Source organism: Enterobacter sp. KBR-315C3_2022 (genome assembly GCF_041399425.1).
Lineage (GTDB): Bacteria > Pseudomonadota > Gammaproteobacteria > Enterobacterales > Enterobacteriaceae > Enterobacter.
Genome location: NZ_JBGKEB010000061.1, coordinates 1 through 1,418, shown reverse-complemented (window position 1 = coordinate 1,418; position 1,418 = coordinate 1). Strand labels below are relative to the sequence as shown.

The following is a 1,418-nucleotide window of genomic DNA, read 5'->3' as shown; positions in this document are numbered from 1 at the left end:
AAACAGCTTCGGCGTTGTAAGGTTAAGCCTCACGGTTCATTAGTATCGGTTAGCTCAACGCATCGCTGCGCTTACACACCCGACCTATCAACGTCGTAGTCTTCAACGTTCCTTCAGGACCCTTAAAGGGTCAGGGAGAACTCATCTCGGGGCAAGTTTCGTGCTTAGATGCTTTCAGCACTTATCTCTTCCGCATTTAGCTACCGGGCAGTGCCATTGGCATGACAACCCGAACACCAGTGATGCGTCCACTCCGGTCCTCTCGTACTAGGAGCAGCCCCCCTCAATTCTCCAGCGCCCACGGCAGATAGGGACCGAACTGTCTCACGACGTTCTAAACCCAGCTCGCGTACCACTTTAAATGGCGAACAGCCATACCCTTGGGACCTACTTCAGCCCCAGGATGTGATGAGCCGACATCGAGGTGCCAAACACCGCCGTCGATATGAACTCTTGGGCGGTATCAGCCTGTTATCCCCGGAGTACCTTTTATCCGTTGAGCGATGGCCCTTCCATTCAGAACCACCGGATCACTATGACCTGCTTTCGCACCTGCTCGAGCCGTCACTCTCGCAGTCAAGCTAGCTTATGCCATTGCACTAACCTCCTGATGTCCGACCAGGATTAGCTAACCTTCGTGCTCCTCCGTTACTCTTTGGGAGGAGACCGCCCCAGTCAAACTACCCACCAGACACTGTCCGCAACCCGGATTACGGGTCTACGTTAGAACACCAGCCATTAAAGGGTGGTATTTCAAGGGCGGCTCCACGCAGACTGGCGTCCACGCTTCAAAGCCTCCCACCTATCCTACACATCAAGGACCAGTGTTCAGTGTCAAGCTATAGTAAAGGTTCACGGGGTCTTTCCGTCTTGCCGCGGGTACACTGCATCTTCACAGCGAGTTCAATTTCACTGAGTCTCGGGTGGAGACAGCCTGGCCATCATTACGCCATTCGTGCAGGTCGGAACTTACCCGACAAGGAATTTCGCTACCTTAGGACCGTTATAGTTACGGCCGCCGTTTACCGGGGCTTCGATCAAGAGCTTCGCGTTGCCGCTAACCCCATCAATTAACCTTCCGGCACCGGGCAGGCGTCACACCGTATACGTCCACTTTCGTGTTTGCACAGTGCTGTGTTTTTAATAAACAGTTGCAGCCAGCTGGTATCTTCGACTGATTTCAGCTCCGCCCGCAGGGGCTTCACCTACATATCAGCGTGCCTTCTCCCGAAGTTACGGCACCATTTTGCCTAGTTCCTTCACCCGAGTTCTCTCAAGCGCCTTGGTATTCTCTACCTGACCACCTGTGTCGGTTTGGGGTACGATTTCGTGTTACCTGATGCTTAGAGGCTTTTCCTGGAAGCAGGGCATTTATCACTTCAGCACCGTAGTGCCTCGTCATCACACCTCAGCGTTAA

Annotated in this window: 1 rRNA gene; it reads right to left on the bottom strand. The window is 53.5% G+C overall.

Features of this window, described 5'->3' with window-relative positions:
* Window positions 1-18: 18 nt before the first annotated feature.
* Window positions 19-1,418, bottom strand: a 23S ribosomal RNA gene (locus tag AB8804_RS23225); the annotation flags it as partial.